The organism is Paenibacillus sp. Aloe-11 (assembly GCF_000245715.1).
Classification (GTDB): domain Bacteria; phylum Bacillota; class Bacilli; order Paenibacillales; family Paenibacillaceae; genus Paenibacillus; species Paenibacillus kribbensis.
In genome coordinates, this window is sequence record NZ_JH601067.1 from 45946 (window position 1) to 70671 (window position 24726).

General features: G+C 44.4%; 21 protein-coding genes and 5 pseudogenes. 18 read left to right on the top strand and 8 right to left on the bottom strand.

The features are described 5' to 3' along the window. From WG8_RS21385 to WG8_RS21420, 9 genes and pseudogenes are all read left to right on the top strand, one after another. Positions 1-1152, top strand: a pseudogene (locus tag WG8_RS21385) (glycoside hydrolase family 43 protein); the annotation flags it as partial. A 201-nt stretch (positions 1153-1353) separates the two neighbouring features. Beyond that, a pseudogene (locus tag WG8_RS29600) lies at positions 1354-1566 on the top strand (carbohydrate-binding protein); the annotation flags it as partial. Between the two features lie 707 nt (positions 1567-2273). Beyond that, a complete protein-coding gene (locus tag WG8_RS21390; RefSeq protein ID WP_007432345.1) occupies positions 2274-2927 on the top strand; it encodes a TetR/AcrR family transcriptional regulator in 654 nt (217 codons plus the stop codon). A gap of 330 nt (positions 2928-3257) precedes the next feature. Further along, positions 3258-4076 carry an oxidoreductase gene (locus tag WG8_RS21395; protein ID WP_007432346.1) on the top strand — a complete coding sequence of 273 codons (819 nt, stop codon included), beginning with the start codon at positions 3258-3260 and terminating at the stop codon, positions 4074-4076. Positions 4077-4201: 125 nt separating this feature from the next. Next, positions 4202-5020 (top strand): oxidoreductase, encoded by an 819-nt coding sequence (locus WG8_RS21400; RefSeq protein WP_007432347.1) that lies wholly within the window; start codon positions 4202-4204, stop codon positions 5018-5020. A gap of 107 nt (positions 5021-5127) precedes the next feature. Next, complete coding sequence (locus WG8_RS21405; protein ID WP_007432348.1) at positions 5128-5817, top strand: SDR family oxidoreductase; 690 nt, start codon at positions 5128-5130, stop codon at positions 5815-5817. A 92-nt stretch (positions 5818-5909) separates the two neighbouring features. Then, a complete protein-coding gene (locus WG8_RS21410; RefSeq protein ID WP_007432349.1) occupies positions 5910-6581 on the top strand; it encodes a TetR/AcrR family transcriptional regulator in 672 nt (223 codons plus the stop codon). Positions 6582-6780: 199 nt separating this feature from the next. After that, entirely contained in the window at positions 6781-7929 is a 1149-nt protein-coding gene (locus tag WG8_RS21415) for a methyl-accepting chemotaxis protein (RefSeq protein WP_007432350.1), read from the top strand. A gap of 37 nt (positions 7930-7966) precedes the next feature. Continuing rightward, a complete protein-coding gene (locus tag WG8_RS21420) occupies positions 7967-8656 on the top strand; it encodes an NAD(P)H-binding protein (RefSeq protein ID WP_007432351.1) in 690 nt (229 codons plus the stop codon). Between the two features lie 74 nt (positions 8657-8730). Here the strand turns inward: WG8_RS21420 and WG8_RS21425 are convergent, their stop codons facing one another. After that, complete coding sequence (locus WG8_RS21425; RefSeq protein ID WP_007432352.1) at positions 8731-9387, bottom strand: TetR/AcrR family transcriptional regulator; 657 nt, start codon at positions 9385-9387, stop codon at positions 8731-8733. A gap of 155 nt (positions 9388-9542) precedes the next feature. Between WG8_RS21425 and WG8_RS21430 the strand changes: the two genes are divergently transcribed. The 3 genes from WG8_RS21430 (at position 9543) to WG8_RS21440 (ending at position 12355) form a co-directional block, all read left to right on the top strand. Next, on the top strand, positions 9543-10385 hold the full coding sequence (locus WG8_RS21430) for an SDR family oxidoreductase (RefSeq protein WP_007432353.1): 843 nt from the start codon (positions 9543-9545) through the stop codon (positions 10383-10385). Between the two features lie 65 nt (positions 10386-10450). Beyond that, positions 10451-11293, top strand: a complete 843-nt coding sequence (locus WG8_RS21435) for an SDR family oxidoreductase (RefSeq protein ID WP_007432354.1) — start codon at positions 10451-10453, stop codon at positions 11291-11293. Between the two features lie 30 nt (positions 11294-11323). Then, positions 11324-12355: an aldo/keto reductase gene (locus WG8_RS21440; RefSeq protein ID WP_007432355.1), complete on the top strand. Its 1032-nt coding sequence runs from the start codon at positions 11324-11326 to the stop codon at positions 12353-12355. A gap of 63 nt (positions 12356-12418) precedes the next feature. Here WG8_RS21440 and WG8_RS21445 read toward each other — a convergent pair whose 3' ends face one another. From WG8_RS21445 to WG8_RS21465, 5 genes are all read right to left on the bottom strand, one after another. Beyond that, complete coding sequence (locus WG8_RS21445) at positions 12419-12781, bottom strand: hypothetical protein (RefSeq protein ID WP_198286470.1); 363 nt, start codon at positions 12779-12781, stop codon at positions 12419-12421. 235 nt (positions 12782-13016) lie between these two features. After that, positions 13017-13706, bottom strand: a complete 690-nt coding sequence (locus WG8_RS21450; protein ID WP_007432356.1) for a metal-dependent hydrolase — start codon at positions 13704-13706, stop codon at positions 13017-13019. Further along, on the bottom strand, positions 13703-14953 hold the full coding sequence (locus WG8_RS21455; protein ID WP_157136353.1) for a multidrug effflux MFS transporter: 1251 nt from the start codon (positions 14951-14953) through the stop codon (positions 13703-13705). The genes WG8_RS21450 and WG8_RS21455 overlap by 4 nt, the downstream gene beginning before the upstream one ends. 146 nt (positions 14954-15099) lie before the next feature. Further along, complete coding sequence (locus WG8_RS21460) at positions 15100-15735, bottom strand: FMN-dependent NADH-azoreductase (protein WP_007432358.1); 636 nt, start codon at positions 15733-15735, stop codon at positions 15100-15102. Between the two features lie 36 nt (positions 15736-15771). Beyond that, complete coding sequence (locus tag WG8_RS21465) at positions 15772-16155, bottom strand: tautomerase family protein (protein ID WP_007432359.1); 384 nt, start codon at positions 16153-16155, stop codon at positions 15772-15774. Between the two features lie 123 nt (positions 16156-16278). Here WG8_RS21465 and WG8_RS21470 point away from each other — a divergent pair, with 123 nt between their 5' ends. Further along, the gene (locus tag WG8_RS21470) at positions 16279-18807 is read left to right on the top strand and encodes an NB-ARC domain-containing protein (protein WP_052310877.1); all 2529 of its coding nucleotides are present in this window, start codon (positions 16279-16281) and stop codon (positions 18805-18807) included. 213 nt (positions 18808-19020) lie between these two features. On the opposite strand, the pseudogene WG8_RS29605 reads toward WG8_RS21470, so the two are convergent. Continuing rightward, positions 19021-19212, bottom strand: a pseudogene (locus WG8_RS29605) (IS1182 family transposase); the annotation flags it as partial. A 234-nt stretch (positions 19213-19446) separates the two neighbouring features. Here WG8_RS29605 and WG8_RS29610 point away from each other — a divergent pair. From WG8_RS29610 to WG8_RS21490, 4 genes and pseudogenes are all read left to right on the top strand, one after another. Continuing rightward, the gene (locus WG8_RS29610; RefSeq protein WP_442950083.1) at positions 19447-19662 is read left to right on the top strand and encodes an Rrf2 family transcriptional regulator; all 216 of its coding nucleotides are present in this window, start codon (positions 19447-19449) and stop codon (positions 19660-19662) included. Between the two features lie 370 nt (positions 19663-20032). Further along, positions 20033-20163 (top strand): annotated as a pseudogene (locus WG8_RS29615) (nuclear transport factor 2 family protein); the annotation flags it as partial. A gap of 290 nt (positions 20164-20453) precedes the next feature. After that, a complete protein-coding gene (locus WG8_RS21485; RefSeq protein WP_007432366.1) occupies positions 20454-21104 on the top strand; it encodes an FMN-dependent NADH-azoreductase in 651 nt (216 codons plus the stop codon). Between the two features lie 194 nt (positions 21105-21298). After that, positions 21299-21880 (top strand): annotated as a pseudogene (locus WG8_RS21490) (tyrosine-type recombinase/integrase); the annotation flags it as partial. Between the two features lie 460 nt (positions 21881-22340). Here the strand turns inward: WG8_RS21490 and WG8_RS21495 are convergent. Further along, on the bottom strand, positions 22341-23096 hold the full coding sequence (locus tag WG8_RS21495) for an SDR family NAD(P)-dependent oxidoreductase (RefSeq protein ID WP_007432367.1): 756 nt from the start codon (positions 23094-23096) through the stop codon (positions 22341-22343). Between the two features lie 217 nt (positions 23097-23313). Between WG8_RS21495 and WG8_RS21500 the strand changes: the two genes are divergently transcribed. Beyond that, positions 23314-24201, top strand: a complete 888-nt coding sequence (locus tag WG8_RS21500) for an AraC family transcriptional regulator (RefSeq protein WP_007432368.1) — start codon at positions 23314-23316, stop codon at positions 24199-24201. The last annotated feature ends 525 nt before the right edge of the window (positions 24202-24726 follow it).

Below are 24726 nucleotides of genomic sequence, written 5' to 3' on the forward strand. Positions count from 1 at the left end.
CCACCAGCCGCAGTTAAAAAGATAAATGGCAAAGATAAATTCTTTCTTTATTTCGCAAATGGTACCGGTGGTATCGGTGTTCTCACAGCAGATAGCCCCATTGGGCCATGGACAGATCCGTTGGGAAAAGCGTTGGTTACTACTAAAACACCTGGCATGTCTGATGTTGTATGGCTTTTCGACCCAGCCGTATTGGTGGATGACGACGGCACAGGCTACCTCTACACCGGCGGTGGCATTCCTGGTGGTTCTACACCAACCCAAGAGCAACGGGCCAATCCCAAAACAGCCAGAGTGTTGAAGCTGGGAGCCGACATGACCAGCGTTGTTGGAAGTGCATCTATGATTGATGCTCCATTTATCCTGGAAGACTCAGGAATTCATAAATATAAAGGAATCTATTACTATTCCTATTGCATTAACTTCGGAGGCGTACACCCTGCCAATATACCAGGGGGGCAAATAGGGTATATGACCAGCACAAGTCCGATGGGGCCGTTTACGTACGCAGGACATTTCCTGAAAAATCCAGCATCCTTTTTTAAGGCCGGTGGGAACAACCATCATGCTGTTTTCAACTTTAACGGGGAATGGTATGTAGCCTACCATGCTCAAACGGTTAGTTTAGCGTTATTCGGTGAAGGTAAGGGATACCGTTCTCCCCATATCAACAAGCTTGTGCATCGTGCAGATGGAAGCATTCAAGAGGTTGCTGCCAATTATGCAGGCGTAGCCCAACTGGACAATCTTGATCCCTATCAACGAGTAGAGGCAGAAACATTTGGTTGGAACCGGGGAATTTTAACTGAGAAATCTTCAGCGACAGGCGGTCCGGTCAACAACCAGCACGTAACTGGTATTCACAATGGAGACTGGATTGCGGTAGGTAACGCTGACCTCGGTTCCATAGGAGCCAAGACCTTTAAAGCTAATGTTGCCTCCGTGACAGGAGGTAAAATTGAAGTCCGTCTTGACAGTGTAACAGGCAAGCTGGCAGGAACGCTTAACGTACCTTCAACTGGTGGAGAGCAAACCTGGAGAGAACTAGAAACTGCTGTAAGCGGTGCAACCGGTATTCACAACGTCTTCTTTGTATTTACCGGAAACGCTACAGACAGCTTGTTCAATTTCGATTACTGGCAGTTTACAAAAAATAATGCCACTGCGGTGGCTGCTGGCGGTACCACTTATGAAGCGGATAAGGATACCACATTGGTCAACTCCGTAGTACAGAGCACTTATTTGGACAATAAACCCATACAATATGTCGACTTTACTGCCATGTCCGAGGCATCCATTCAGTGGAACAGCATTAACTGTGCCTTAGCAGGTACAAAAAATGTTAAATTCAAATATGCTTTGGAGAGAGGTATAAGGAATCTTGATGTGTATGTGAACGGAACGAAGGTAATTAGCGATGCAGCTTTTGATGCAACTGGGAGTTGGGGAATATGGGAAGAAAAAACAATTCAGATACCCATGAGTAGCGGAATCAATACATTAAAAGTGGTAACGACCGGCACAGAAGGACCGAATTTAAAGAGTATTCATATTTCATCCCAGTAGGGTTAAGGCTAAAGGCTTAGTTATCCAAGAAACCTGTTTTACTTACAAATTGGATATTTCCAAAGATGATTGTTGCAACGTGCTTAGTTCGGTTTAAAAAAGGATTGAAGGTTGAGATCCACGGTGGTTGAACAACTCATTCAAAACATATTTAATAAGTAAAATCACCTAAATGCGCTTCGAACAAATTGACTGTTTTTGATGCTCTTTTAAATCGCTAATTAAGGAAGCTCCATATGAACAAGGGACTGTCCCAAAAGTCGATTTGGGAAATTTCGGCCCCCAAATTGTAAATGATTTCATTTAACAAAAGAACCTTCATTTCCACTTACATAGTGGTTTTGAAGGTTCTTTTGCATCATTTAAATACATATATAAATGGATTTGCGGTTGATTGGGGACGAGAATAAATATTGGGTTCAATGATCGTATAGTTTCCAAAGAATGAGGCATGATGGGTGTTCAAAATGTGAACCCCCTTTCAAAAACTATACCTTCTGGTTATTTATGGCTTGCCTATACTTCTCCCAAATTGATGTAATTCATTTGATCACCGATAAATGTGCGTGATTTTGGAATCATTGGAGATAACAATATTATTGTCTAAGAAGATCATTAAATTGAAATACATAAAGCATCGTGTTATAGAACGTTTTGACTCCATTTCTATAAGGTGATACATTTATAAAATTGGGGGGGGCAGTTTTATGGCAAAACGTGCAATGACAGATGAAGCGAAGGCGTTAAAGGCGCAAGCCATTCTAGATCAGGCCGCTCGCATGTTCGAAGAATCCGAATATAATCACATTAAAATGTCGGACATTGCTAAAGAAATGCAAATGTCAAAGGGTATTCTTTTCGTTTATTTTAAAACTAAAGAAGCTTTATTTTTCAATCTACTGTGTAGAGAGTACGAGATAAGGCTAATTCGGCTAACTGAACTAATAGTCGAACAACCTATTCACAACTTCAACGATTTCAAACGCCTAATTATGACCGAGCTGATCGAACTGGTTGACCATAAACCTTTATATATTCGCTTAGAGGCTATACGTTCAGTAATACTGGAGAAAAATGTGGATGCCGAAATGATGCTCAATCTAAAAACGAATCTTTACCTCCAGATGATGAAAATGAACTCTTTAATCTGCGAGAATGGCGTGCTGACAGAAAGCGAAGTCATGGATGTTTTCCAAGCGCAGGCTTCCATTATAATCGGATGCAAGCTATCATCTAGCATGCCTGCTGAAGTAGCCGACAGTATTGAGGAAAAAAGATTGGACGGATTCAAACGGGATTTCAGAACCGACGTAATCACAACGATGGAGCGCTATTTGGAAGGATTTCGCGTCGAAAGATAAAAAAGAGGAACGTATGTGGCTCAGTGCCAAGCATATTTAAGAGTTGGTCATCGAATTGTATAGTCCGAAATACACATCCGAGATGCATTTCTTGACACACGCATTTTTCATAAGTCGCCTTTTGGCGGCTTATTTTTGTTGTATGGACTTTTAAGGGAGAGCAAGCAAATCCGAAATGAAGGGCCAAGTTTACGCTAAAATTAACGGCACCTGCCTGAACGTCTGAATAGATGTTACTTCCTAAAATAAATAATCCATTACTCTATTTACAAATGACCCAGGGTCATTTATAATTGACTCAAGGTCATTAATTAAAAGGAGGACAACAACATGGATAAAAAAGTAGCACTTGTCACTGGAGCTTCAGCAGGAATTGGAAAAGAGACAGCTATTGAATTGAAAAACAAAGGATTTATCGTTTATGGGGCAGCTCGCCGCACAGAAATGATGAAGGATCTGGCAACGCAAGGGATACGCCCAATCGCTCTGGATGTCACTGACGAGGAATCAATGAACAATTGTGTGGAACACATTCTGAAAAAAGAAGGACGAATCGACGTTCTGGTTAATAACGCCGGGTACGGTTCCTACGGAGCCGTTGAGGACGTGCCTATGGAAGAGGCTCGCCGCCAAGTGGAGGTCAACCTATTCGGCCTGGCGCGAATGACACAACTGGTGCTGCCAAACATGCGCAAACATCGCTTCGGTAAAATCGTAAACGTGTCGTCCATGGGTGGAAAAGTATGGACTTCCTTCGGAGCATGGTATCATGCGACAAAATTCGCGGTGGAAGGTTTCTCGGATTGCTTGCGTCTTGAAGTGGCGCCGTTCGGTATTGACGTGATCGTGGTGGAACCGGGCGGGATTGCTACCGATTGGGGAACCATCGCTGCAGAGAATCTCCGCAAAGCTTCCGCACATGGAGCGTATAAGCAAGCGACCAACAAATCGGCGGACAATATGGTAAAAACCTACAGCGGCAGCAACCTGACGAAACCTGTAGCCATTGCCCGCTGCATCGGCAAAGCCGTAACGGTGAAACGGCCAAAACAACGGTATCTCATTGGATTCGGTGCCAAACCGATGGTGTTCATCAAGACCATGTTCGGAGATCGCGTTTTTGATCGGATCATCACTCGGTTCAGCTAATAAAAATTTGTTTGGGGAGTTCAGGAATACAGAGCCTCTTACTGTAGAGAATAAAACAATCCATATACTCAAATTTTTTAACTGATAATAGACGCAAGATTACTAATTGAATGGAGGAACACAACATGGATAAAAAAGTAGCACTTGTCACCGGAGCTTCAGCAGGAATTGGGAAAGAGACAGCCATTGAGCTGAAAAACAAAGGATTTATCGTTTACGGGGCAGCTCGCCGCACAGAAATGATGAAGGATCTGGCAACACAAGGGATACGCCCGATCGCTCTGGATGTCACAGACGAGGAATCAATGGTGAATTGTGTGGATCACATTCTGAAAAAAGAAGGACGGATCGACGTTCTGGTTAATAACGCCGGGTATGGTTCTTACGGAGCCGTTGAGGATGTGCCTATGGAGGAGGCTCGCCGCCAAGTGGAGGTTAACGTATTTGGTCTGGCACGAATGACACAATTGGTGCTGCCAAGCATGCGCAAGCATCGCTTCGGCAAAATCGTAAACGTGTCGTCCATGGGTGGAAAAGTGTGGACTTCCTTCGGAGCATGGTATCATGCGACAAAATTCGCAGTGGAAGGGTTCTCGGATTGTCTTCGTCTGGAAGTAGCGCCGTTCGGCATTGACGTGATCGTGGTGGAACCGGGCGGGATCGCTACCGATTGGGGAACCATCGCTGCCGAAAATCTTCGTAAAGCCTCCGCGCATGGAGCGTATGAACAAAGGGCCAACAAATCGGCGGACAATATGGTGAAAACCTACAGCGGCAGCAACCTGACCAAACCTGTAGTCATTGCCCGTTGCATCGGCAAAGCCGTAACCGTGAAACGGCCAAAAACACGGTATCTCATTGGATTCGGTGCCAAACCGATGGTGTTCATCAAAACCGTGTTCGGAGATCGTATCTTTGATCGGATCATCACTCGGTTCAGCTAAACCATAGTAAATATACTTCAAACGTATGAACTAAAGAATCGCGAAAAATGAAATTTACTGCTTGCTGGGGAGGAAATTCTCGCATGCAGTAAGAAGGAGGAACACAGATGGCAACCCGAAAAGAGGCAGTCACTGCCATCGTGGCTGGCGCGACAGGCATGATGGGAAAGCAACTTGTCAAACTTCTGCTGGAGCATCCAGCCTACGATCGCGTCATCGTTCTTGTTCGTCGGGATATGGGCATATCCCATCCCAAACTGGTGCAGAAACAGGTGTCCTTTGATCAACTGGAGGAACAATTGGATGGCGCATTGGTGAAAGACGCAGATGTCTTCTGCACATTAGGCACAACCATGGGACAAGCCGGGAGCAAAGAAGCGTTCCGCCGGGTAGATCATGATTATCCGGTAGCACTGGGCAGAGCAGCGCTTCGTCATGGAGCAGCCAGCTATATCGTTGTGACTGCCATGTGGTCTTCTGTACGGTCTCTTATGTTCTACACACGAGTAAAAGGAGAAACAGAACGCGATCTGCTGGCTCTCGGGCTGCCGCGCCTCGTTTTCTTGCGGCCCTCTCTCTTGATAGGGGATCGTGAAGATGAGAGTTTTGGAGATCGGGCAACCAATTATATATTCCGAGTTCTCGACCCGCTAATGATCGGACCTTTCTCCAGAATTAAAGCGATTAAAACGGAGGATGTCGCAAAAGCCATGATCATCACAGCACGCGAAAGTGGACCGGCTGTCGAAGTATTGGAGTCTGAGGAAATCCCCTTAAGAATACGCGGACAAAAATGAACCTTGTGACACGCAACGAGTTGACACAGCCTAAACATACATCATTGACTCCAAATCAATGTAAAAATGTCAATTTGAAATGGAGGGAGAAGATGTCTAAACGTGCTATGACAGATGAAGCCAAAGCTTTGAAGGCTCAAGCGATTTTGGACCAAGCAGCGGAAATGTTTCATTCTTCAGACTATGAACAGATTAAAATGTCGGATATTGCGAAGGAAATGAAAATGTCCAAAGGCATTTTATATGTATATTTTAAAACGAAAGAATCCTTGTTTTTCAATCTTCTATGCCGTGAATATGAGAAAAGGCTGAACCGGCTCATTGAAATAATTGTAGAAAGCCGCATCCGGGATTTCGATGATTTTAAACATCTCTTGTTAACCGAACTTTCGAAGCTTGTCGAGCATAACTCGCTGTACATTCGATTAGAAGCCATGCGTACAACCGTTCTGGAGAAAAACGTGGACGCGGAGACCATGCTTATGTTGAAAATGAATCTTTACGTCCAGATGAGGCGTATGACCACGCTCATTTGTGAGCATAACGCGCTAACCGAAACCGAAGTGATGGATGTGTTCCAGGCCGAGGCGTCAATCATTACCGGGTGCAAATTAAATGCGACCCTGCCCCCCGAAGTGGTAGATATCATTGAAAAACAAGGGCTGGAAGGACTCAAACGCGATTTCAAACAAGATGTCCTGACCACCATGCAATCGTATCTGGAGGGCTACAGGGCCACTCATCAAAACGCAGCAAAAGATTGAACGTTGATTGAAAGTAAATGAACCGGGAGGTTCGGATTCCACCATCAGTGGATATATCTTTTTAATGTTTTTAACCACACATATCTTCATGGAATTTGTGCTTTTATATCTGGATTTGAAGATCGCTGCTGTATACAATCTATTTTCGATCTTAATTTTCGCGGTCTGCATTTATTGGAACCACATCGGAAGATCTAATATGGCCATACTTTTGGGCGGCCTTGAAGTTGCTATGTTTGCAATGATCACCACCATGACGGGAGGATGGTCGCTGGGCTTCTACCTGTTCATGTTTACCACGATTGCCCAAATATTTTTCTCTCACACGTTGCAAAGAGGGGCCAAAATTGCGATCTCATCTCTTGTCATTATTGCTTCTGTGGTGCTTAAAGTCGCAAGCATAGGGGTTCAAATTCAGGTGTCACAGACCGTGGAGTTAATGGTATACGGTTTTAACTTTTTTGGTTCGCTCGTAGGCGTCAGCTTGTTTTATTTTTACTTCGATGGTCAGCGGAGAGCGTTGAACAATGAGACACAAAAAACGAAAGAACTTGTCGGAAATCTTGAAAATATTTTCAATACAAATCATGTCGTTGCGGAAAAAGTTGAAGGTATCAGTAATCAATTTGCCCAAACGTTCAAGGAAAACCTGGATTCGCAAATCCAGATCGGTCATTCGGTGGAATCCGTTGCTCAGGGCTTGAATCATATACATATCCTGGATAACATGCTTTCCAATAATAAGGAAGAAACCCGCAATCTTCAATACGCTGTAGCTGAATTGCAGCAACGTGCGCAAGAAGTAAGCAAGATTGTTGATGTGATTAAATCGGTTTCTGATCAAACCAATTTGTTGGCTCTCAATGCATCCATCGAGGCAGCAAGTGCGGGTGAGCATGGAAGAGGCTTCGAGGTTGTAGCTATGGAAGTTCGGAAGCTGGCTGGAACGTCCCGAAAAGCTACGGAAGAAATTGACATGATGATGAAGAATATCAATGATAGCATTTGTCAAGCCGATCGTAATATGGAAAAAGTGAATAGCATTGCAGGAATTCAAAAGGAATTGTCCGATGAACTGGAGGACAAATTCAAAAACATCGAATCCGAGATTACAACTGTAACGAATGAAATTCAATCTGCTAATCGGGATATCGGTGAAATCACGCAATTCAAGGAAAAAATCGTTCAATTGGTCGATGTGCTGTCTGAGATTTCCGAGAAAAACAATGTGGCTACAGAGCATATTTCGGATACCGTCAAAGTGCAAAGCACTTCCATGCAACATGCAAATACAATCTTGAATGAATTGTTAGCTTTATCTCGTAAATTGGTGAACGGAGGAGTTTAGAAATCAAGGAATGCCTGGAGCAATAGGAGGTTGGACAATGGCAAAAAAACAAGGAGCTACAGCCGTCGTAGCGGGAGCGACCGGACTTGTAGGACAGCAGCTTGTGAAGCTGCTGCTCAAACATCCCGCTTATCGGCGCGTCGTTGTGCTTGTGCGGCGTGACATGGGAATGTCCCACCCGAAGTTAATACAGAAGCAGCTTTCTTTCGATCGACTGCAAGAAGAGTTGGATGGAGCATTACTGAAAAATGCTGACGTATTTTGCGCGCTTGGAACAACGATTAGACAGGCTGGCAGCCAGGGAGCGTTCCGACAGGTGGACTATGCCTATCCTTTGGCGTTGGGACAAGCAGCGAAGCAACACGGTGCTGCCAAATTCCTAATCGTAACTGCCATGGGTTCGTCTGAGCGATCAACACTTTTTTATAATCGTGTAAAAGGGGAAGTGGAACGGGATTTGCTCCATCTGGGTCTGCCGAGAGTAGTCTTACTGCGACCATCGTTCATGCTCGGAGACCGCGAGGAAAGACGCCTTGGAGAGAAGGCGGGCATTATTGCCTTTCAATTACTCCGTCCCTTCATGATCGGTTCGCTTTCCCGGTTCAAGGCTGTGCATAGCAGAGATGTCGCTCATGTCATGATTCAGGCGGCTCGCCAGAAAGCACCAGCTTGGGAAGCTATCAATTCCGACGAAATTACACGCCGGGCCGCCGCTTCAAAAACATAAACAACCAATTAGCAATAATCTTCAGGTTCATATCTGTATATGCCAAGTCGCCCCAAAGGCGGCTTTTTCTCTCCTTATAAATAGCGTGAATTTTTGGTAACAAAGGAACGTACGGTCTCTTCAATAGGAGAGTCATCCAAGTTGTGCAGGTACTTGTCCTTCAGAAGTTTTCGTTTTTGCATATTGTAATAATCCATTAAGGCGCTTTGTAGCAGCAGATTATGGCGGATCAGAAAGGAAGGATCAAGAATCCGACGTAAAATGAGTTGGTCATCCAGGACGAATATTGCAGCGTTCACCGGGTGGAAGATCCCTTTTTCCGAACCCAACCGATACAATTCTTCGAGCTGAATGAAGCGAAAATGCTGTGCATCGACAATCTCTTCATATAGAGGTGGATGATAATTTTTAAAATCCTCAAAAAAATGCTCTGGAAAATAAAAATTGATCATTAGTGATTGCTCAAAGGTCTTTTGGTAGCGATCAATCACGGAGTCATCCTCATGAAAAGAAAAAATGTCTTCATTGCGAAGATAATCTTTAAAGTTAGAAATGACCGAAGCCAAAATGTCGTCCTTGGACGAGAAGTATTTGTACATCGTTACTTTACTTACGTCCATGCACTTGGCCATGTCTTCGGCACGCATAGAAGTCAGGCTTTCCTTGCGAGCCCGGTGAATTAGCCGATAAATCATCGTTCGTCGTGTTTCGTCACGTTGATTGTCAATCATTATTCTCCCCCTATCTATATAAATGATATTATAACATGATTTAGAATTATATAAACCACAAAAACCAAGTTAACTATTTTAGTTGATTTAGTTAATTCGGTATGATATTATACTTCTTGTAGGATAACAATATATGGTGTGGAGGCGAACGATTCATGAAAACGTGGTTTATTACCGGTACTTCAAGAGGATTTGGGCGAATTATGACAGAAAAACTGCTTCAGCGTGGGGATCGAGTTGCAGCCACGGTTCGCCAGCAACATGCTTTGGATGATCTAAAGCAGCAATACGGTGAACAGCTATGGGTTTCTACTCTGGATGTCACGGACGTTTCCGCGATTCGGGAAGTTGTAAATCAGGCGTTTGAAGCGTTGGGACGTATTGATGTGATTGTGAACAATGCCGGGTACAGTTTGTTTGGAGCAGTAGAAGAAGTTAGTGACGAGCAAATTGCACATCAATTCAATACAAACTTTATGGGTTCGCTACAAGTGGCACGTGCCGCAATCCCGCATCTGCGTGCACAAGGAGGGGGACGCATTATGCAACTCTCAAGCATGGCAGGTCAGGTTGCGATGCCCGCTGTCAGCATGTACAACGCCTCGAAGTGGGCGGTTGAAGGATTTTTCGAAGCCCTTGTGCAAGAAGTTGCTCCGTTCAACATCCAAGGGACGTTGGTCGAGCCAGGCGGTGCACGGACAAGCTTTGGGAGCGAAGGGATGGTCGCGGCAGATGCTATGTCTGAATACGAAGGTACTCCCGTCGGTTATATGCGTAGCTTGATTAGCGGATATGGAGGAGATTCCATTCCGGGTGATCCGGTAAAAATGGTTGAAGCCATGATTGAGGCAGTTGACCAAGAAACCGCTCCTCTCCGGTTAACGTTAGGCAGCGATGCATACAAGGCGATTCACAAAAGTCTGACTGCGCGCTTAGCTTCACTGGAGCAACAAAAATCAGTTGCGTATTCAACTGATTTTGAAACGACGGAAGCTTGAAGAATGCAAAAAGGCTGACTATAACATTACAAAACTAATTTTAATAAAATATGGGGGAATCATAAATGAAAACGTGGTTTATTACAGGTACATCAGGCGGATTTGGACGAATCATGACGGAAATGCTACTGGAGAGAGGAGACCGGGTTGCAGCCACGCTTCGCAAACCCCAAGCACTGGATGATTTGAGAGAGCAATATGGAGATCGACTTTGGATCGCTACGTTGGATGTAACGAATATAGATGCGATTAACCAAGTGATCGATCGCGCTTTCAAAGAATTGGGCCGTATTGATGTCATCGTCAATAATGCTGGGTATGGTTTGTTTGGGGCGGCTGAAGAAGTAAGCAACGAGCAATTAAACCATCTTATTCAAACGAATATCCTTGGCTCCCTGCAAGTGACGCGCGCAGCCTTGCCTCACCTTCGTAAGCAAGGTGGCGGCCGCATCCTTCAATTGTCCAGCATGGCTGGTCAAACGGGAATTCCTGCATTAAGCATGTACAATATGTCTAAATGGGCGGTAGAAGGGTTCATTGAAGCTCTCTCGCAAGAAATTGCTGCTTTTAATATCCAGGCGACCTTGATCGAGCCCGGGTCAGCTCGAACCAACTTTTCGGGAAGCAGTTTGATTGTGGCAGAAGGGATTGAAGATTACGCCCAGACACCAGTTGGCTATATGCGACAGATGGCCGAACACCCGAGCGATCGGCATACCCCCGGCGACCCTGTCAAAATGGTTAAAGCGATGATCGACGTAGCAGATGAGGAAAACGCGCCGCTTCGATTAACGTTGGGAAGCGATGCATACGATGCGATTCATACAAGTCTAAGCTCTCGCTTGGCGGCGCTTGAAGGACAAAAGGACACTGCGTATTCAACCGATTTTGAGACGAAAGCTGAATAATTTTTAATAGAAAGGGATAAGAAAATACTAATGGAATATGTGAAGTTAGGCAATACTGGCCTAGATGTCTCCAGTATAGCTCTCGGTTGCATGAGTTATGGCGACCCTGAACGTGGAAGACATCAATGGACCTTAAATGAAGAAGAAAGTCGTCCCATGATTAAGAAGGCTCTTGATCTGGGTATCAATTTTTTTGATACGGCAAATGAATATCAGAAAGGCAGCAGCGAAGAAATTGTTGGCAGGGCTCTAAAGGACTTTGCCAACCGAGATGAAGTGGTCATCGCAACCAAAGTGTTTGCTGGAATGAGAGAAGGACAAAATGCGGTAGGTCTCTCCCGAAAGGCCATCATGACGGAGATTGATCACAGCCTTAGACGACTGGGCACAGACTACATTGATCTTTATCAAGTCCATAGCTGGGATTACAATACGCCCATTGAAGAGACGATGGAAGCGCTGCATGACGTTGTAAAAGCTGGCAAGGCACGTTATATTGGAGCTTCCAACATGTATACCTGGCAATTTCAAAAAGCGCTTTATACTGCCGAGCGCCATGGGTGGACCCGGTTCGTCAGTATGCAAAATCATCTGAACTTATTGTACCGAGAGGAAGAACGGGAAAAGCTGCCGTTTTGCAAAGAGGAAAAAATCGGTGTGATTCCTTGGAGCCCGTTGGCCAGAGGCAGATTGACCCGGAACTGGGATGAAACAAGTTTTCGTGCGGACAACGATATGTTTGGCAAAGTTCTATACCAGGCAACAGCAGAATCAGATCGAAAAGTCATCGAATCGGTGAATGAGGTAGCGGAAGCGCGTGGAATCCCTCGTGCTCAGGTCGCATTGGCATGGGTGCTGCAAAAAGATGCTGTTACAGCTCCAATCGTAGGAGCTACGAAAAAGCAGCATTTAACCGACGCAGTAGCGGCACTGGACGTTCGATTGACTGACGAAGAAATCGAGAAACTGGAGGAGGCATACGTTCCTCATCCAGACAATCTTATATTTTATGCGAAACAAAATGCTTTGATGAAATCCGTCTCCGCCCCGTCTGCTCATTAATGATTTCAAATAAGCAATACGAAAGAGTCACCCAGGTGTAGGGTGGCTCTTTCGTTCGTATGATCAGGTTAGCCAGTAATCTGGTCTAGTTAAGAGTTCTGTTGCAATCCAAATTAATTCATCTGTCTCCCTTTTAAGATATTTGCTTAATGAAGAAGTTATGCCTTTCGCCTTAGTATTTATTGTATTAAACAAATTGATTTCTTCATCATCATCCAGGTAGTGGTACGTCATAAAGGGGATGTTTAATTCAGAATTTGTCTCTTCGGTATACCGTTTGATTCCTCCAAGGCGATGTTGCCCATCCATTAGGGAAGCCTTACTTTTACATAACAATCGTCCTAGAATTTCTACAAGCGCAGAGTGAAGGAGAGTAAAATAAAAACAAGAAAATGGAAGCTGCAAACTTATTTTCAAGTTATGCATAAATGAATGAACTTCATTGCAAAAGTATGCTCAACAATAACGAATTTACATTTGTTCAGAGTAAATCCAAAAAATCAAAAGCGGGCGCTGTCCAACAGGGGAGAGCGCCCACTAATAGAAATAACTTAACTTTCGGTTTGACCGACCATAAGTCATGAAGTGTTTAGCGGGTGGGATTGCAACAGCTATTAAAGTAGCGACTTATACTTATATAAGTTGATCCTTATGAATGGATTCAGGGAATCAACTCCAGCCCTTCTCCCGGTTCCAACACTTTCCCTACCCCTTCCTTTAAAAGCGAAGCGAAGTACTGAGGGTCTTGTTTGATATAAGGGAACGTATTGAAATGGATCGGCACAACTTGTTTCGCTTGAAGCCATTCAGTTGCCAGTGCAGCATCCTCTGGTCCCATAGTATGGTTGTCTCCGATCGGGAGAAATGCCAAATCGATGTTGTTGAGTTCTCCAATCACCTTCATATCGTAGAACAAACCTGTGTCTCCTGCGTGGTAAATCGTTTTGCTCTCTGCCGTGAACAGAATCCCTGTAGGCATTCCCGTATAGATGATTGTTTTGGTCTCCGGATTAACATGGCTTGAGCTATGAAAAGCCTGGGTTAATTTCACTTTTCCAAATTCGAATTGGTAGGTTCCCCCAATGCTCATGGCATGGGTTCGTACACCTTTCCAACTGAGAACATCCGCTAGCTCTGCCGATGCAATGACCAGCGTGTTATTTCGTTTCGCAATTTCCACAGTATCTCCAACATGATCCCCGTGGCCATGGGTCAGAAGGATTACATCAGCCTGCACGTTGGCTGCTTCCAAATCGGTGTTGGAGTTGCCTGTAATAAAAGGATCAATAAGAATGGTTGTGCCATTGGTTTCGATTTTTACAACCGAATGTCCATGATAAGATACTTTCATTTTTCTTCCCCCTTTGGTTGAATTGGCGATGCCGGGTGTATTCGGATTAACGTGACGTAACAAACCACTGCCGCGATATTAGAAAAGGCAATAACCAGTCCCATGGGAATTCCAGATTGCCCTCCATCAATACCGGTTACGGGCGCTACGAGCCCCCCTAATATGAACGAAATCAAGCCAAGCAGGGCAGAAGCGCTTCCTGCAGCATTGCCGTACTTTTGCATAGCTAGGGAAAATCCCGTTGTCGTTATGATCCCGACACTGGATACCACGATAAATAATGGCACCAGCACAGCGTATAGTCCACCGCCGCATAATAATTCTACTAATAATGCCACACCACTAAGCGTAGCCAGGGAAATTCCGCTAACGAATAGTTTATGCTCACTAACCTTACCAGATAGTCTACCCGTAATTTGCCCCGCTACAATCAAACCCAACCCATTCAGGGCAAATATTACACTAAACAGTTGCGGAGAAGCTCGGAATATATCCTGAATCACAAACGTTGAACCTGATATATACGCAAACATCGCAGCAAGGACAAAGCCTTGCGATAATGCGTAGCCCATGAACGTCCGGTCTTTGCTCAGGATACGGAATGTGAAAAGCGTTTGTTTCAATCCGCCCTTAGCTCTTCCTTCAGCAGGCAACGTTTCTTCCAGGCTATAGAACACGGCAAAAAATAAAGCTACGGCGATCAGACTTAACACAAAGAATATGCTTTGCCAGGAAGAAACGCGCATAAGCTGTCCACCAGCGATCGGTGCAAAGATCGGCCCCGCCCCGTTCACCAGCATTAGGAGCGAGAAAAATCGGGTTAATTCCGGCCCTGAAAAGAGGTCCCTCGTAATCGCTCGGGAAATCACGATCCCAAAGCTTCCTGCCAGACCCTGAACAAACCGCAGCGCAATAAATGTCCATATCGATCCACTTATAGCACACCACGCGGATACGATGACGTATAGGATCAACCCCGCAAGCAACGGCCTTCGGCGACCATGAATATCGCTCAGGGGCCCCGCTGCCAATTGCCCGAACGAAAGCCCAAGCATGCAGGATGTCAGGCTGAGTTGGGCAATGGAAGGTGCAGCCTGTAAATCCTTGGCCAATGTCGGTAGCGTGGGTAAATACATGTCCAGGGAAAACGGAGCGAGCGCCGCCAAGGCGCCCAAAATAACGATCACTGTCACACGTCTTCCGCGAGTCAGCGTAACCCCTGCCCGTGTGTTTGTCATATTTTTCATCCTCTCGGACATCCCGAATGAGTTGTCAATTTTTAATGCTCATTAGATCCTCAATGGAAGATGCAAATAAAACTCTCATAACCCTATGAGAGTTTTATTTGCATGAAAGTAATAAAGCATGCTTGAATCGCTATCGGAAAATACTTTTAGAAATTCTTCGCAGCGTTGCGGGCTTTTTCGATTGCATCGGCTTTGATTTGGGGAGCGCGTTCTCCCGCCGTGGACAGACCTTCCACAAACAGGCTGTCGAAGTCTGTTACGCCGACAAAGTTCAAAACAGTCTTCAAATGACGGCTTCCATTCTCACGTTCCGCAACAGGACCTTCCGAATAGATGCCACCGCTAGCTTGAATGTGAAATGCTTTTTTATTAAGCAGCAATCCAACGGGGCCGTTCTCCGTGTATTTAAACGTTTTGGCTCTGACGCAAAAGGAATCAATGTACGCCTTCAATACTGGAGGGTAAGAGAAGTTCCACATTGGTGTAACGAACACGTACTTGTCCGCAGCGACAAACTCTTCAAGCAAGTGATTTAGTTGGGTTACTTTTTCTTGCTGCGCGGCAGTCAATTGATCAAACGATGCTCCCGTTTGAAGCTTGCCCCATGCCTCCAACACATCTGCGTCGATATGTGGAATGTTTCGTTGATACAGGTCTACGTGTACAACCTTATCTTCCGGGTGGCTATCTTGATAGGCTTGTACAAATTGCTCGCCAACGGAAAGGCTGTAAGATGCTTCTGGATTACCGGGATGCGCAGTGATATAAAGAACAGTCGACATAGTTAAAATTCCCTCTCTCTTATGAAGAATTACGAATTAAACAATAAATGGGGCGATGCCGTTGCCATAAGACCAGTTGTCTTTCGTGACTTCAATTAAATTGATGAAAACATCTTCCGTTCTAATGTTGCACTGTTGATGCAGTTGTTCAGCTAATGCCGCATAGAACTCTTTTTTTACTTCGGACGATCTGCCGGCATTCAGGATGATTTGAACGATGAGAAATCCATCGCTTCTTTCAATGTCCAGACAGTTTGGATCAAAGCTGAAGTTCTCCTGGTTGTGTTCCTCGATAATCAGAAAACGATCATTTTCAGGTACTTGCAGTTTGTCCACGATCGTTTGGGAGACGACCTCTTTAATACGGGCTTTAGCTTCGCTCGAACGTCCTTCCAACGTGACGATACGCGTTAAAGGCATGTAGATTCCCTCCTTTTTTGTTGATATGCTTTATTTTATCTGTTAAAATCCTGAACACGAATGTACATGAGTTCGTGTTTGTACGTGTCAGAGATGCTCAAACTATTGAAGCCAGGTGATAAAATGGAAGATGAAAAATCTTCAAAAGATTGGCCCCATGATTGGATTAAAAAAATTCGTTCCAGGCCCGCTAGACATAGCCTTTCCAAAAGAATGCGGCAAGTTGACCTGGCAAGGCAAGTTGGTGTCGATCCACGAACTGTGCAACAGTGGGAGAGCGGAGATCGTCTTCCCAGCGCTGGGAGCCTTAAACGTTTGATTCAAGTCTTTTTGGAAGAAGGGCTCTTCTTGGAGGGGGCTCAGCGGAAAGAGGCTGAGGAGCTTTGGCTTGCAGTAAAACGTTTCTCAGAAGCGCGTTCTGCAACAAAACGGGAGTTTCCGGATTTTGATGTCACCTGGTTTGAAACCGTAGCTTTGTTTGAAGGCTCCGCGCAGGAAGGGCGGGTTGCCACGCAAGCCGTTTCGGTTGCAAGCAAAATTCCGTTACCAAAGCTTCTTTCTCACTTTGTAGGAAGAAGCCAGCCCATGGCCGACCTGAAAGAACGGCTGAAGATTCATTCCCTTGTTTCAATCGTAGGTCCCGGGGGAATAGGAAAAACGTCTCTTGCTGTTCGAGTCGCTTCAACGCTTGCAGAAACGTATTCGGACGGTATTTGGATGTTTGAATTCGGCGCCGTGAAGGACCACCATTTTTTGGGCCAGTTTCTTTTATCCACTATGGGACTGCAAAATCAAGTGAATCGAACGGATCTCCAAACCATATTGGATGTTGTGTCCAACAAGAGAATAATGTTTATTTTCGACAATTGCGAACACGTCATTGATGCGTGCGCGGCTTTAGCCGAATCACTCCTGATGGCTGCGCCAGCACTAAGCATCCTGGTCACGAGCCGGGAATCCTTGAACATCTCTGGGGAATACGTCTATCGGCTTCCCCCGTTATCCTTTCCAGGGAAGGAGTATTCGCTGGGCGAACTCTCCGAAGAAGAAATCAAGGAATTTGAAGCCGTGCAACTGTTTTTGGAACGTGCGCGTTTGGCGGCCCCTGAGTTTCAGCTCACGCTGCCAAACTTGAAGCTTGTCGGTGTCATTTGCAGAAAATTAGAAGGAATTCCGTTAGCCATTGAGCTTGCGGCTTCCAGAATGAGCATGTTGACATTGGAACAGATGGAAGAGCGTCTGGCGAGTCTGCTGACATTATTGACTGCGGGAAAACGAAATGCTGTGCCGCGGCAAAAAACGCTGAAATCTACAATCGATTGGAGCTACGATCTATTAACCGGCAAAGAGCGACTGCTCCTGAGGAGGCTCAGTGTATTTTCAGGAGGGTTTACGTTGGAGGCAGTGGAGCAGATCTGTAGTTGCGAACCCATATCGTCCATCGTTGATGATAAACTTGTCCGGGAAGATATGCTTGATCTGTTATCTGGACTGGCCAACAAGTCACTCGTCTCAATCGAAATCAGTGATGACTACCACTACATCCGTTATTTCATGCTGGAAACCATTAAGGAATATGCTGACGAGAAGATGCGGGAGGAAACTGACGACCGTAACAGACATGTTCTTCTTGAACGTCATGCTCAATATTACAGCCAAATTTTGAATCGCGCGGAAGCCAAGTTCAGGACTCGCGAGCGTAATGCCTGCCTTGACGAAGTGAGACGGGAATATGCAAACCTGCGCTCAGTCATGCAATGGTCTTATGAAAACGCGCATGCCAACCCGATTGGGCTTCATATGGTTTCGAACCTTTACTGGTTCTGGCTTCATGAAGGCGGGTTAAAGGAGGGCTTGTTTTGGCTTAATCGTTTTTTGGAAAGTACTGTTCATGAAGAACTGCCTGGTGGAGATTTTGCCAAAGCACTGCATGGGCGGGGCGTCATTCAATTCGTCCAAGGAAACGTTAAAGATGCCATGGTTTCAGCTGCACGCAGCGTTGATCTCGCCCGTGATCTGAATGATTCTGCACTATTAGCCTCTTCTCTTCGTCTCATGGCATTTCTTTACATCAACCAGCTACATTCGGAAGAAGCCGAGCCTCTGGTTCAGGAGAGCGTTGATATAGCGAGGGAAACGAAGGACATGTGGAATTTGGCGGCTTCGTTGCATGCTTACGGAAAGCTAAAGCTGGAACAAAAAGAGTTTCATGACGCATCTATACTTCTAAAAGAGAGTGTGTACTTCTTCGAATTGGTTCAGGATAAATGGGAAGTATCCGGTCCGTACGAAAGTCTCGGTTATGCTGCCTTGAAACTTGGGCAGATCGATCAATCCATTGAATGCTTCAAAAAAAGTATTACGATTAGCCAAATCTACAAAGGGACATGGATTCTCTCTCGTGGAATAGAAGGACTGGCTATAGCGTTTTGGGCAAAGAAGGCTTATCCAGAAGCGACCATCCTTCTAAGTGCTGCTGAGAAATGTCGCGAAAGCTTCGGAGGTGCAGCCATTCCGAATTTTCCCGTGGAGCATAATGTAGCGCTTCTTGATCTTCAACATGTTTTAAATGAACAGGAAATGCGTGATATTTGGAACAAAGGAAAGAGTCTAACGAAAGACCAAATTCTTGCATATTCGCTAGAAACCTAGATGTGAGACACCCAACACGGCGGGAATATGATAAACTTTTTATATAATAAGACGATACGAATTAGAGACCATCAATGGAACCGACTAAAAGAATTATTACCGCCTGAATGAAAAACGTAGGAAGACCGACCTGGAAGGATAACCGCTAAATGTTGAATGGCATGTTATGAATTATCCGTTCGCGAACAACTTGGCGCGATTTGCCTGAGTTTACTGGGCAATCGCTTTGGCGATTTGACGGGAGGAATAGATCCGCTGCGTGTAGGTGTAAATGATGACTTTGGTGAGCATTTTGGGATGGAGTTCCACCTGGGTAAGCCTCTCTGAAGATCTGGTCGTCCAAACGATTGACCCTCATTGACAACACGAACAAGGTGATGGCAGGAATATCGTCCTACAGTCCATTAGCAGATGGAGTTAATCCTTGGTATATTGAATGTACAAAAGAAACCGTTACTTTCGTAAATGGTGAGTCTCACCTCCATTTTACCAAAGAAACGGTTTCTTTTTGTTTTTTGGGGTATGCAGTTTATGAACGACTATTAAAAGTCAAAAAAACTTGTTGCTTGCGTTTCAAAACCCTTCTTGACATTCATTTTAATCTGTAACTATAATAGTTTCATCGAAGAGCAGTCAGTTATGAAAATAAGCAGCAGATTTTCAATGGCGGTTCACATTATTTCCTTGCTAGCTACTGCCAAGAATGTGCACTGCACCTCGGAATGGTTCGCCGATATCGTCGGTACGAATCCGGTTAATATTCGGAAAATACTCGTGCAGCTAAAGAAAGCGGGATTGGCGAGTGTGCGAGCCGGTATAGGGGACACTTTTTTGCTTATAGGGCTCGACTGCTGAATGTTTATCGGGCAGTGGAAGTCATGAAGGAGGAAGCTCTTCCATATGCATGAACAGCCGAATCCCGATTGTTTGGTCGGCGCAAAAATTCAAGCCGTTCTGGAGCTGAACTTTAGACGAGCCTAAAATGCAATGGAAGCGAGCTTGGCTAGGTGTATGAGTTAGTTTCCAAGCTTGCAAAGCATATCAAGTGGAAGAGGGGACATCATTTTTTGAAGTTGTTGTAAAGGTTATCATTACAACGACAAATCCCGGAATTCGTGAGAGAAGGTGCTCAGAATGTACCACAGGCTGATTTTAAACCAAAAAAAGAAAAGACGAACAATGTCTAATTTAAACTCGAAGTTTTTATAAACACCGCCCAAGTATTCAATGTTTAGCTGAGGATGCAGAGTGGACGGAAGCGTCCGGGTTTCCATATATCGGTACTTGTATCCGATACGAGGAAGCTGCCCAAAATGTATTTCCCAATTAGGTAGTGAGTGGGATAGATATAAAGCAAAGTAAGCGATTATTACTAAGACGGGGATACCGTCATGGTCTGCGTCTATTCAGGGGTCTACAAATTCGAGCGGATTTCGTCCATAAAGGGGTGGTGTCAGCAACGCTGGTACCACCCCATAAAGACACCCAAGGCTATCTCTGACGAAATAGCTATCGATGGCATTGAAGACGATCGTTATGAAATTGTAGCAGACGATTGGGGTCGCAAAGAGCGGAGTGAATTCGCCGACGACATTCAAGCATTGAATCCTGAATTATTTCAATCATAACAAAGGAGTGGATTTATCATGGCAACTGTATTGTACGTAACCGCTCATCCTTTCAAAGACGGTACTTACAGCTTATCGGTCGGCAAACAGTTTATCGAAACCTATCAGGAGGCCAACCCAGGAGATGAAGTCATTCATTTGGATCTGTACCGCATGGATCTTCCGCAAATCGACGCCGATCTTCTAAGCCGCTGGGGGCAACCGCCAAGCGGTCCTTCTTTCGATGAACTGAGCGAGGAGTCGAAGGTCAAATCGGTGCGGATGTGCGAGATTGTGGATCAATTCATGGCTGCGGATAAAATCGTCATTGTCAATCCGGTATGGAATTATTCTTTCCCGTCGGTTTTGAAAGCGTACATTGACGCGGTTACGGTTATAGGAAAAACCATTAAGCGATCCGATAATGGGCTGCGGGGGTTGTCCGGTTTGGCAGGGACTCAGCAAGGCAAAAAAGTGATGCACATTCAGGCTTCAGGCTCGGTTCTCTCCCACGGGAAGTTTAAAGATGTCGAGTACAGCCACAGTTATGTAAAAGCTATCATGAATTTGCTGGGCATTGACGATGTGCAGGCTATTTTTGTTGAAGGTATCAGTGAGCAGCCAGACCAAGCACAGAGCATAAAGGAGCAAGCAATCCGGCAAGCCATATTGGCAGCCAAAGCGTTTTGATGAGCCTAAAGAAAGTCTTAGGATTTTTTTGTTTTTCTTTCTCTTTTTTTACTATTGATAAGAGGACTGGATCAAGCATTGTGCTTCTTCGCAGCAAGGTGAGCATATTATATGGAAGGTTCGGACCGCAGCAGCCTACGTTTAAACTCTTCAATTTTGGATTGCGGACACGTATAGGCTAAATTACGAAGCTTAGGCAGTTTATAGCTCATGATTTCGGAGAAATCAATAAAGAGAATAAACGTATTTACAATTTCCATCAATTTAACCGTGAACGAGATACAGCTATTGTTTCCCTCATTTTAGGATCTGGTCTTAGGCTCTCTGAGGTTGCAGGAATTAACATTGAAGATTTGGATATGAATAAAGCTTTGGTGCGTGTTATACGAAAAGGTAATAAAGAGCAATATGTATATTTCAGCAAGCAAGCGTTACTAGATTTAGAAAATTATCTGCAGATTAGAGAATCCAGATATATCCCAGAAAAAAATGAAAGCTTTTTGTTTATTGCAGCTCCCATAGGTCGTAAAGGAAAAAGCCGACGCCTAACTCAGCGATCTATAGAGAAACTGATTGAAAAATACGCTACAGCTTTTGGAAAGCCAGCTTTAACCGTGCATTCTCTGAGACATTCATTTGCAACGCATTATCACTTAGAGAACAATGATGTGCCTAGGTTGAAAAACCAATTAGGACATTCCTCAAGACGGCAAACTTGTTGTCACTGGACAATAAAGATTCCCGACAATAAAGGAGTAATACGTTTCCTTTCATAATATCATATTCACAAAACTCGTATTTTGTACATATGTCAGTAACTCGACTAAAGCCCTTATAGACTATGAATCTATATGGATTGTGTCACAATCATGTGCCTTATTATTTGTCGTTGTTTTTCTCACTTCCATTTTTCTCATAAAAAAACCAGCTGCTCCAAGTACTTTATTGGCTTTCCGGACAGTGCATACAGAAGTTGTAGTTCTGTTGCGATCCCCCAAAATTTTAAAATTAGTTTTAGAAAGCTAAACAGAAGGTATCGAGTTAAAATAAACATTGATGAAATATTAAAACGCGAGAGCTTACAAAGCTCTCACGTCTTTTTCTTTGGTCATTTTAGATTGAAATATAATCTTCTTTCTTCCTGATTTTAAAATGTGTGGGAACTGGTTAAATGTCTATCAATGTTTAGTATCCGTCGTTTCTTCAAGATTCGGCTCTCTTACCGTCCTCACATTCTTAAAGCAAATGTCCGCCAGACACTTCAATGTCTTGGGCTGTAACCCAGCCGAAATCATCGGACAATACGTTCACAATGACCTTCGCAAGATCTTCTGGTTGGCCGATTCTGCCAAATACAGATTGCTCAGCCAGCGGCTTGATGAATTCGGGATGTTTATCGAATACTCCATCGCCGAAATTGCTGTGCGTAGGACCGGGAGAAACGGCGTTGACCCGAATTTTGCGAGGTGCAAGTTCTTTGGCGATATAGCGAGTCCAGGTTGAGAATGCTGCTTTTAACGAGCCGTAGGCGGAGTATCCTGGAAACGATTGGTTCTTGGATGAACTCGTGGTATTTACGATGGCTCCAGCATCATCCATGAATTGGACGAGGTGTTGTGTTAAAAAAACCGGTCCTTTAAAGTTCGTATTAAGAATTTTGTCGAAGTACTCTTCGCTCATCTCATGGAACATCATGGGTCCGCCAACACCGCCATTATTAACTAAGTAATCGAAAGTCGTTCTGTCCCAAATTTCTTTGAGGCTCTTTTTTACTTCTAGAACGAAACCTTCGAATGTTGATATTTGCGTCAGATCCAACTTCAGTGCTACAGCCCGAACTCCTTTATTCTTCTCAACTTCCTTAACGACAGCTTCTGCCCGGTCCTTATAGGAATTGTATGTGAGAATGACGCTAATTCCGCGCTTGCCAAGCTCAAGAGCCGTCGCTTTCCCAATGCCATTGCTTCCACCTGTTACGATTGCAATTTTCATAAGATCCTTCCTTTCTTGTGTTCGATCTGGATTTTATTTTAGTCGTTTCTGCTGAAATAATATAGATTTAATAATGCCTATTAATTGCCTAAAACCACCATGTATGATTTCGATAAACCAGGAGTATCCCTTCTCTTTATTATAAGAAGAGCCTAAAAATGCCGGTGCATTTCTGAGTTGTGTTGAGGGATAAGGAGTCATGTGATAAAATAAGTGCATGAATAAAGTTTTAGATGAAATTATTGATTTAATGAAAAGTGCAGGTACTCGACCGATTGAAACCGGAGTACCGGGGCTGAGCATGATTAAGGGAGATATTCCCGCACATCAGCTCGCAGCGCTCTACGAGCCGATGATCGGTTTTACGGTTCAAGGAACAAAGATTCTTTCAATCGGGGAGCGCAGCACTACCCTGGAGGGGCCCTCGTATTATGTGCTGCCGGTACATGTTCCCGCAACGGCGAGTGTACATCCAGACCGTGATGGCCGTCCTTACATGTCCCTTGGTCTTGCGTTGAATCAGAATGTTCTTCAGAGTTTATTAAGAGATCTGCCTGAAAATCTAATACCAACTTCTTCTGAGCAGTTCGCAGCTTGTGAAATAGATATTGAATTTATGGAGGCATGGCTGCGCTTATTGCGATTAACGAATACATCAAGAGATATTCCAGCTCTTGCACCGGCTTATGAACGCGAAATCCTTTATCGCGTTCTGATGGGACCACAAGGATGGTATCTGAGGCAACTGGGTCTGCGGGAAAGTGATTTCTCTAAGATTTCTCAAATTGTAAAATGGTTTCGCGATAATTTTATGAGGCCAATAGACATCGGTGAGATGGCATCAAAATCTGGTATGGCTATAAACACCTTTCACCGTCAGTTTAAACGTGCAACGGGTTTAAGTCCGATTCAATTTCAAAAGCAGTTGAGGCTTTTGGAAGCTAGAAACCTCATTGCATTTGAGGGCTATGCAGTAGCCAGTGCCGCATATCAAGTTGGCTATCAGAGTCCCTCACAGTTTAATCGAGAGTACTCCCGCTTCTTCGGTTCATCTCCAGCTCGGGATACTGAGAAACTAAGACGAATCGAAAGCGCGAGGGATTAGATCAATGTCATTAAGTTAAGCTCAAAGACTAACCGGGAATAAAAATGGAATTCGCAACGGCATGGGGAATCAACCCTGCAAAGAAAGCACGCTATGCACCAAAAAAAGCCGTTGATTTAAATACCTAATCAACAGCTTTTCTAATTTCTTTTCTGTATGATGATTTTAATGATGGAAAGAATACTACGTCTACACTAAACAAATGTCCTAACAAGACGTTGGTATTAATTTTTAAATTGTTTTCACTTATACATTCGAATTATTCCCCAATAATCCAAGTAATTCCGGGCATTTGTCTGAAGCTGCGTTGACCGATGTGTTGTCCAAGAGAGATGGCACCCGTTAAGGTTTCTTTTGTTCAAATTACATATTTTCACACATGTTTGCGGGTGGTTTCAGCGATGCTGTCACTACCCCTATCAAGTCAATCAGTTTACTATCAATCATATCGCAGTTAAGTGGCTCAGTATCCAATGATAAAGAAGTGCTGAAGGAGCAAATCGGGCAAATCCCTTCATCCTTAAA